Annotated in this window: 8 protein-coding genes and 1 tRNA gene; 4 read left to right on the top strand and 5 right to left on the bottom strand. The window is 47.8% G+C overall.

What is annotated here, in order from left to right; translation table 11 throughout:
- Nucleotides 1-484 precede the first annotated feature (484 nt).
- The gene (locus AT710_03580) at nt 485-1,381 is read left to right on the top strand and encodes a hypothetical protein (protein KUO92414.1); all 897 of its coding nucleotides are present in this window, start codon (nt 485-487) and stop codon (nt 1,379-1,381) included.
- 13 nt (nt 1,382-1,394) lie between these two features.
- On the opposite strand, the gene AT710_03575 is transcribed toward AT710_03580, so the two are convergent.
- Nucleotides 1,395-2,381, bottom strand: coding sequence for a hypothetical protein (locus AT710_03575; GenBank protein KUO92413.1), 987 nt, complete (start codon nt 2,379-2,381; stop codon nt 1,395-1,397).
- A gap of 84 nt (nt 2,382-2,465) precedes the next feature.
- Here AT710_03575 and AT710_03570 point away from each other — a divergent pair, with 84 nt between their 5' ends.
- Nucleotides 2,466-3,017 (top strand): hypothetical protein, encoded by a 552-nt coding sequence (locus AT710_03570; GenBank protein ID KUO92412.1) that lies wholly within the window; start codon nt 2,466-2,468, stop codon nt 3,015-3,017.
- Here the strand turns inward: AT710_03570 and AT710_03565 are convergent.
- Entirely contained in the window at nt 3,014-4,567 is a 1,554-nt protein-coding gene (locus tag AT710_03565; protein ID KUO92411.1) for a hypothetical protein, read from the bottom strand. The two genes, AT710_03570 and AT710_03565, sit on opposite strands and share 4 nt — an antisense overlap.
- Nucleotides 4,568-4,701: 134 nt before the next feature.
- Between AT710_03565 and AT710_03560 the strand changes: the two genes are divergently transcribed.
- On the top strand, nt 4,702-5,079 hold the full coding sequence (locus tag AT710_03560) for a hypothetical protein (GenBank protein ID KUO92410.1): 378 nt from the start codon (nt 4,702-4,704) through the stop codon (nt 5,077-5,079).
- A gap of 174 nt (nt 5,080-5,253) precedes the next feature.
- On the opposite strand, the gene AT710_03555 is transcribed toward AT710_03560, so the two are convergent.
- Nucleotides 5,254-6,195, bottom strand: coding sequence for an aldo/keto reductase (locus AT710_03555; protein ID KUO92409.1), 942 nt, complete (start codon nt 6,193-6,195; stop codon nt 5,254-5,256).
- A 142-nt stretch (nt 6,196-6,337) separates the two neighbouring features.
- Nucleotides 6,338-6,775, bottom strand: coding sequence for a hypothetical protein (locus AT710_03550; GenBank protein ID KUO92408.1), 438 nt, complete (start codon nt 6,773-6,775; stop codon nt 6,338-6,340).
- 202 nt (nt 6,776-6,977) lie between these two features.
- Here AT710_03550 and AT710_03545 point away from each other — a divergent pair.
- Nucleotides 6,978-7,065, top strand: a tRNA-Leu gene (locus tag AT710_03545).
- A 1,392-nt stretch (nt 7,066-8,457) separates the two neighbouring features.
- Here AT710_03545 and AT710_03540 read toward each other — a convergent pair.
- The gene (locus tag AT710_03540) at nt 8,458-8,640 is read right to left on the bottom strand and encodes a hypothetical protein (GenBank protein ID KUO92407.1); all 183 of its coding nucleotides are present in this window, start codon (nt 8,638-8,640) and stop codon (nt 8,458-8,460) included.
- Nucleotides 8,641-8,671 lie beyond the last annotated feature (31 nt).

Genomic DNA, 8,671 nt, shown 5'->3' with positions numbered 1-8,671 from the left:
GGATATATGTTAGTGCGGGGACACGTTACGCGTTGCTCGCGCCCTATTCAGGGCTTCCCCACACAATTATTCCCTCGCATTCAGAGATTAAAAACCTTACCCCGCCCTAAAGGGCGAGGCTTGTCGCTCGTTTTGTCAGCTTTGGATCGCCAACTATGGCGGCTACCTCTGGTTGTATTTTCCTAATGAATGCCAGCAATTCATCGAGCCGCCCAGCCGCATCTGGAAACAATTTCTTGAATCCAGTAACTGCGCGCTCGGTTATGGTTGCGTAATTAGCGGCGGCGCCACTGAGTTGCTTTAGTGTTAACCACGTCCTCTATTAGTTTTATTAGGAACATTCCCTCCTTAGTATCCATGGATATATGCTATAATTTTAACATTTTAAGGCATTATTCTGTATTGATATAATGATAATTATTATCATGATATGTTTTGTTTATTAATTATTAATAATTTAATTAAATATTGGTACCGCACATAAATGAGGGGGCAAGCCTTTAATCGCCTAATTAATTGGCTTTTACCCGTGAATCCATACATAGAGCTAGCCAGGCCGGAACACGGCATAATAGCTGGAATAGCCTCGGTCTCCGCCTACATATTTAGCGGGGGCCACAATCCAATCGTATCGCTGTCGCTGTTTATTTCAGCATTCGCCGCCGAGGCGTTCCTATTCATAACAAATGACTTGCTTAACATAGCTGAGGACTCCATCAATAGGCCAAATGCGCCCCTAGTGAGTGGAAAAGCAAGAAGAAGAATCGCGGCGGCATCATCGCTGGCATTCTTAATTGCGTCGATAATTCCCATGCTGATCCTCATTATGCTGCGATTAATTAGTGGGTTACCGCTGATTGTATTGTCTATTGCGTTATTGCTGGGTTTTTACTATAATTGGAGGGGGAAGAGGATTCTGGTGATTAATAACTTGATAATAGCCATAGTGACTCCATTAACCTATATATATGGCTTGACTTGCGCTAATCCGTCCCCCAACGACACCAACATAATGCTGCTGCTCTTCATGACATCCATGGTGGCCACCATGGGGCGGGAAATAATTAAGGGAGCCATTGATGCCGTAGGCGACTCTAGGGTAGGCATAAAAACAGTGGCCACTGAACTGGGGATGCGGGCCGCGAATGAAGCTGGGTTATTGATGACCGTGGCCGCAGTCGTGATATCGATTCCCCTAATGCTTGCATCATTGGACGCATCGGCATACATATTCGTTGTCTCCATAATTATCACGGATATCATAATGATTTACTGCATGATTCTCTTGATTAAGGGCAACCTAGAGGGCTATAGGAGAAACACGCTGCTTGGAATGAGCATAACTCTGCTCGGCCTACTTATCAGTGCATTGATAAAGTGAGCATTGATCCCTACTAAGGTCCGTCGCACTCCTTAATGACGTCACGTATAATGGATAAACCAATCCTCGCGATCTCCCTATTAATGGATCCTAGTCCAATCCTAATTCCTTGCCTTAAGCCGAAGTATTCTCCGGGCACCACCATGACGCCGCGACTAAGGAGTTTATTAGCTAGTTCCATCCCGCTCAGCCCACAACTTGGCTTAGCGAATGCTATCGGCATATCCGGCACATAACTCAGCTCCACCGATTTCAATTCCTTTATAGAACCCATTAATTCCTCCCTATTGCCCCTAATAATGCTCAGATTCCTGTTCCTAACCCACTCCCTATTACTAACCAATATCGCGGCATACTTGGCCTCCAAGTCAAGGGGACCAGGACTAATTAGGTCACTTATGCCGCTCATTTCCCTTAAAATAGCGGGATCCCCAATCACCCACCCAACCTTTACTCCATTCATCGTGTAGAACTTTGAGGTGCTAAGGGTGAATATCATGTTGCGGAACCAGAGACGCGGCGATTTATTCACGAAGTCCAGGAATATTGAGTCCAGCACAGCATATGATCCACGCCTCTCAAGTGCCTCCTCCAACTCAAATAACGCCTTTTCCCCAATGAAGCTGCCCGTTGGATTATTTGGATTCGACAAGAAGAGGAGGCCATGAGGAGGAACTTGAAATGCATCGCTGATCTCCACGGTTTTAATGCCGAGGAAGCCCGGCAAGACTCGAATCGGTTCATACTCGGGCACCTGAATCGCCACTGAATCAATTTTTCCGCGCATTGCCGCTAAGGCGAGGAAATTACCTTCCTGAGTGCCGTGAACCAACATGACTCCATTATCCTCAGCACCATACGCATTACGTATTATATCAATTACATCCCCGGGCCTCCCCATTTCCTCAATGCTGCTTGGTTCCAGGAGAATCATGCCGCTGCTAGATAAGTTATATGGAGCAGAGTGGGTTCTTAACCACTTGAAGTGCTGAATCTCCATGGGTGCTTCGGGGGCGGTTTATTTTAATGTTTTTGGATTCTCCATGCACAATATTTATAAGTAGGATAATTATCCTATACTTCCATGAATGAAGCCGATAAATACGATTATGATGCCATCTATAAGGCAGCGGAGGGACTCCTCTGCATGAGGCGATTCAAAGAAGCCCTCTCACTATACGAGCTAGTGGTGAAGGCTTGGCCTAACCACGCCGGTGCATGGCATGGATTAGCCATTTGCCTGGAGAGAACAGGCAAAGAAAGCGAAAGCAAGGCGGCCTACGAAAGGGCACTACTCCTCCACTTAAAGGATGGAANCGCCAGGGCACTGCTCTGGGGCGGCTGGGCNGCCATGAAGCTGGGTCGCTTTGATGAAGCTTACCGATTAATTAAGCAATCCATAGAACTGGATCCAGCCTATCCATATGCTTGGCACAGCATTGCCGTGGCTGCACGCAAGATCGGTAAAATAAGCGAAGCTGAGCAAGCCATGGATAAGTATAGGGAAATGGTTAGGGAAAAACCATATGATAAGAGGGAATGCGAGGGAGCAAGAATGATTAGGGAAGCCCTGGAATCAACCGATGAGGAAACGATGCGGGCAATAATGATTGCTGCGAAAGACGCGAGTTGCTAGCCGCTCAATGAATTAACAACATCTATTATTGTTGGCCTACGCATTGGGTCTGGATCCAGGCACCTCATTATGAGAATCTCCATGTTGGGGGGCACGCCGAGATCCCTTAAATTAATGATTGGCGGAGACGCATTGCTTAACCTATATGCCTGCGGATTAATCCCGGTCAGCATCTCATACATTATGAGCCCCAATGAATAAATATCAGACCTATCAGTTGCTTGCCTACCCCTTAAAACCTCCGGCGCCGCATATGTAGCGGAGAATTGAGACACCAATAAGTAACCCCCCGTGGCTATCTTGGATGCACCGAGATCCCCTATCTTGACAACGCCATGATCCTCGCCGAACAATATGTTCTCCGGCTTCAAATCCAGGTGTAGGCGACCCATCGAGTGAAGCTCCTGCAGCGCCAACGCTATCTCCCTGGCAATGTAAATCGCCTCCTCCACACTCAGTCGGCCGCGCTCCCTCAAGTAATGCCTAAGGGATCCGCCCTTCATGTACTCCATAACTATATAAGGAGGATCCCTTAAGTACTGCTCTAGATCCTTATAAGGCAACTCCTCATCGGGAGGTATGTGAACCTCGTATACCTTGACTATCCTAGGCGAATCAATTAGTAGGTAATTACTCATTTCCCTCTTGAATGATTGAATTATATTGGGATTAGATGCGAGGGGATTACCCCTTGAATCCTTCTCCTTAAGTACCTTTATGGCATACACGGACCCCCTTTCATCCAATCCCCGCAAGACATAGCTAAACCCACCCGCAGCCACTATACCATCTATATAATACCTACCGTTTAACCATGCATGAAGCCAGGAGCGGGGCGGCTCAAGCCCCTTATTATAGGTTGTCTTCCGAAAGCCTAGGGCAACCATTAACTGAGTTAAAGCGACGTACTGCGCAATGCCCAGCGGGATTGAGGCAGCGAAGACCAGGAGCGGGGCCCCTATCTTAAGCAGTGACTGCCTGGATCCAATCATCGCCAATGCAGCTGGTATTGCTGCATCTATCACAACAGCGGGGGTTATCAGGTGCATGAAGGCGGCAAGCAGGGCAATGATCTCTATCGCGAGCGAGGCGGCAAGCAAGTAATTATTGCTGACCGTCTCATGCTTACCCCGGCGCCATGCATTTAAGGCAGCGGCGTATATTGCTATGGCCATTGCCACTATGAAAATAATATATGGCAACCCAGTTATTAATCGCGTAAATATCACCGCAGCGACTGTTAATAATGTGGCCAACAGCATCTTAATCGCCCTATTAAAGATGAGAAGCTCAACCAGTAAAATGATTACTCCACCCGTCACAACTGCCAACTTGTAGTCGCTTGCCATTATTATGTTAATCATGAGAAAGCTAATCGATATCCCAACCAGTAGGCTATCCATGCTTGACCCAGTAACCATAATAGCCACTAGGGCTATTGATGCTGCCGCCACGGCTAAGTCAAGAAGCGGTGCCCCACTAACTAATCCAACTCCAATCCCCAGTACCAGCGATGATGCGGTGGAGACTATTTTATCCTCTAGATTCACGGATTCGATGTAATTAATGGTTTTATAAAAATAGAGGTTCAACGCGCCTCGCCCTTACATGCATGTCCATCTATTGCTGGCGAATACGGCTTAGGGGCGTAAGATTTATATATATATTACTTGATCAATTATCTATGGCTGTTTCAGCTAAGCTGGATGCAGTGCTTGACGGGTTGCTGCGGGATCTTGGAGGGGATGGGGTTGGAGCCATCCTAGTGAGGAGGGATGGACTCCCCGTGGCACAAAGATTCCCGCCAAACATAGATACAAAGACCGTGGCAGCATTAAGCATGCTGGCCGCCGGCGCATTAAGGAGGCTAGGCGCCGATAGCAAGTTAGGGGATCTAGAGTACGCCTTAATACACTACACGGGGTACATGGCTTACCTGGATTACGTAACGCCGGACATTGCTCTAGTTGCCGTAGTGAATAGGAACGCCAACCTAGGTCTGCTACTGCTGTTGGCTGATCAATACATAAATCAAATAAAGCAAGCCATGAGCATTCAATAAAACCACCACAACATTACAAATATTATTCAGTTCATAATTATCCTGACCCAAATCCACTAAAGATGATGGACCTCGCTCTTTAGGATGGGGGGTCAGCTTAACAAATAGGGAAGAATTATTCTGAATTAGTGGGGATGCCCCCATTCCTAATGGTGGGGATAATTCACGTGTGTTTTACCAAACGACGTATGATATGTTTAGGGAGTCGCTTGCTGCCCGGATTTCGTTATCCTCATCATCTGTGATGCTCCATCCAGCAGCGCCCGCATTGCTTAGGGCTTGTTCCGGATTCTTGGCGCCCGGTATAGGTATTACGCCCCGCCGAATCAACCAATTCAGGGCGACTTGGCCCGGCGTTTTTCCATGTTTCTCCCCTATCTCCCTTAATACATTGACTAGCTTCATCACTTGCCGAGCATTCTCTGGAGCATAAAGTGGATCATTTGACCTAACATCCGTGAATTTAGGCAAGTTCTCCGGAGTATACTTGCCGGTTAATAATCCCTTGGCGAGGGGACTCCAAGCAATCACCTGTATACCATTCTGCGATGCATATGGAAGTAGTTCCTTCTCCGCATCCCTCTCAACCAAGTTATATCTGTTCTGGGTGGTAACTATGTCGGTGATGGATAAGCAGTGCCTCGCCTCGTCTAGGAGCTTGACCGGGAAATTGCTTACACCGATGTGCCTAATTAAGCCCTCCTTAACTAATTTCTCAAGAGTCTTCATGTACTCGCAGGTGGGGACATTATGCCAGCAGGGGGGCCAATGCACCTGCAGAATATCTATTGCATCAACGCCAAGCCTCTCCCTGCTTCTCTGAACCGCCCTAACCACATCGCTGGCCCTCAGAAAGTCGCCGGGCACCTTGGTTGCTATTATGACGCGCTCGCGAGCGCCTAATTCACGTATGGCTTTCCCAACATGCGTCTCGCTTGTTCCTCTGCCGTACACGGCGGCGGTATCTACTAGATTTATGCCTGCCTCTAATGCTGCCGATATGGTTTTCCTGGCGGCCTCATAATCAAGAACTCCCCAAGCATCGCTGAATTGCCAAGCCCCAAGACCTACCTTTGATACCTTTATCCCAGTCCTACCTAAATCCCTATACTCCATACTCCCCGCAATTCCCCAAATAATATAAATGTGGCGTTGCAGAGCAGGAATTACCCTTCACACTAGAGTTAAAAATTACCCTTCTTCCCAACCTTTAAGGGAGGAGACTTATCGCTCTCTTTTATTAAGCTTAATCCAGCGATTAATTTGTGGCAAGCATAATGCCTTCCAGCTTCTTCATTACGTCCTCAATATAGTGATCGACCTCGTATGGCTCCACGCCGGCTCGCCTCGCATTCTCCTTAACTATCTCCATCACCACATCATACTTCTTATACTTATCATTTAATTCCTTCCACCGTATACCCTTAAGCGCATTAGCAAGCCTCGCGTTATAGGGCAAAACACCCTTCAGCATTAGAACCGCTATAATGGGGTACCCCATGTAGCCCTTATAAGTGGTCCCATTATCCGTGCTATCGGCAATCCCCCTCTCCAGATCCACGTAAACCTTATACTTACGCACGCCATCACTTGATGTAGCGATGTAGTTATGATCATCCAATTGCTTTATCCTGCCATCAGCAATTGAACCAAGGGCCTCCAGCACCTTTATCCTCGGCGGCAACCTAAGCCTCATCAACAACAACGAAACAAGCCCCAATTAATACTTTATTCCTCCTCCCCTCGCTCGACCATAGGGAGACCCCACCAATGAGGAGACCCCTCATTTCCGCTATATTACCAGGGAAGCACTTAAAGCCTCGCGCTATAGGGCGGGAAGGAAGACCAGAAGGCTTTACGAAAATCTTTAAAACACGGCATTCAACAACCGCGAGGAAGCGGGGGTACCCGAGCATGGTCAAAGGGGGCGGGTTCAGGTCCCGTTGGCGTAGGCCTGCGTGGGTTCAAATCCCACCCCCCGCACCACAAAGGATATGTTAGTTTCGGTGGCGTGGTATACTACCGTGTTAGTGATGTTGAGAAATTAGTTAAGCCCCCTCAATACGTTGACCTAAACCCCACCGAATACTTTATACTCAAAATCGTAGCCAGTGGCGTATCACGGCCAGGGATATTCATGAGACCTATATATTCATGAGACCTATAAGCAGAGTTACGGCTCAATAAGCAGGCAAATGGTTAACGCAGCCCTGGCTAGGCTTAGTCAGCGTGGGCTCATTGAAATGGAGGGGTTGGGAAACACATACATCTATAGGTTAGCCGACAGAGGGCGCATGCTCGTTGGGTGATGGCATGGTTAAGGTAATTAACCTAAAGGATGGGAAGTTAATTAAGAATGGTCACATATGGGTTTACACGGGTGATGGGTGAACGTTCTCAGGGAAAACAGTACATGAGGCACTAGCCAAAGCATATGAGGTTGACGCAAATGATGTTGAGGTCAAAATCCTCAAGTTCAGGGATGGAACAATCAAGGCGCTTATACGCATTGAGGGTTGGTGCGAACTGTACGACGTTGAGTATGAGGAAACCAGGTGGGGAAGGGGGTGGTTAACGTGGCTAAGCTCTGCATTGAAATTCCTGACTCGCTCTTAAAGTGGCTTAAGGAAATCTCAAAGGAAATGGACACTGAGCCTGAGCTCCTTATTCCTCAGTACCTCTGATTACTCAACTGCATCGGCAGGGCCTCAGTTAGGGGTTCAGTGTGGGAGAACATGTGAAAAGCGGTGAACTAACTAAGTTTAGTCACTACTGCACAGTGCACCTGTCTACACCTGTATACATGCAACAGGTGGTTAGAAACTTTTGAACACAAATAAACACAAAAACATAAAAACCCAGAAACCCATACCCACACACCCACACGCGTGGGGGTCAGTTCCTAAGCCGTTCCTCACCCCCGTCAGGCTAGGGCGTAGGGCCCTAGCCTCTCCTCATCACCAAACTCCTCCGCAACTTCGTGTTTAAAAACTTGGTGCTGGGTAAAACTAAGGTAATACCTGCTATAAAAATAAGGTAAGATTGGAATCGAATGGATGGTGCCATCCATACAATTCCCGGCCGTATACGTCAGGTTGTGCATGGCCTGTCTTAGGGCTACTTAACTGTGTTGCGAGTGGGAGGTGGTTAGCCTCCTGTGTATGTTGTTGTTACTGTGAGGGAGTATGTTGCATCACCGTTTGATACTGGCAAACCTCGCCATTCATGGCGGGATTGCGCCACTGCGTGGGGGATTCGGCAATGGGTTTACTAACCCCAGCTTTACTAGGCTATTCAGTAGCCCCGGTGAAAGCGGGGTAACCTCCAAGACCCCAAGAAAACCCCACCCCTTTAGGGTGGGGTGGGGGTTAGTTAGAACTAAACCGTTGATGCAACCCTCCCATGCCCCACGCCTAATGCAGTCTCCTTGAATAGCACGTGGACTATCCTCGACGGCATGGACTTAATGGTTGAGGGCCACCTATGACTCCTAACATGCACAACACCCATTATCTTAATCACGCAATCACCAACACTCCTGTTAACGCCCTCTAAACACACGACTCGACAATTAAGCCTAACCAACCCAAGA

This window comes from Thermocladium sp. ECH_B, assembly GCA_001516585.1.
Classification (GTDB): domain Archaea; phylum Thermoproteota; class Thermoprotei; order Thermoproteales; family Thermocladiaceae; genus Thermocladium.
The sequence above is the reverse complement of the archived record's forward strand: the minus strand, read 5'-3'. Positions and strand labels throughout refer to the sequence as shown.

Coding starts and splice junctions, on each gene's coding strand:
- AT710_03555 (KUO92409.1), bottom strand. CDS start 6,195: ATGGAGTATAGGGATTTAGGTAGGACTGGGATAAAGGTATCAAAGGTA.
- AT710_03550 (KUO92408.1), bottom strand. CDS start 6,775: ATGAGGCTTAGGTTGCCGCCGAGGATAAAGGTGCTGGAGGCCCTTGGT.
- AT710_03560 (KUO92410.1), top strand. CDS start 4,702: ATGGCTGTTTCAGCTAAGCTGGATGCAGTGCTTGACGGGTTGCTGCGG.
- AT710_03580 (KUO92414.1), top strand. CDS start 485: ATGAGGGGGCAAGCCTTTAATCGCCTAATTAATTGGCTTTTACCCGTG.
- AT710_03575 (KUO92413.1), bottom strand. CDS start 2,381: ATGGAGATTCAGCACTTCAAGTGGTTAAGAACCCACTCTGCTCCATAT.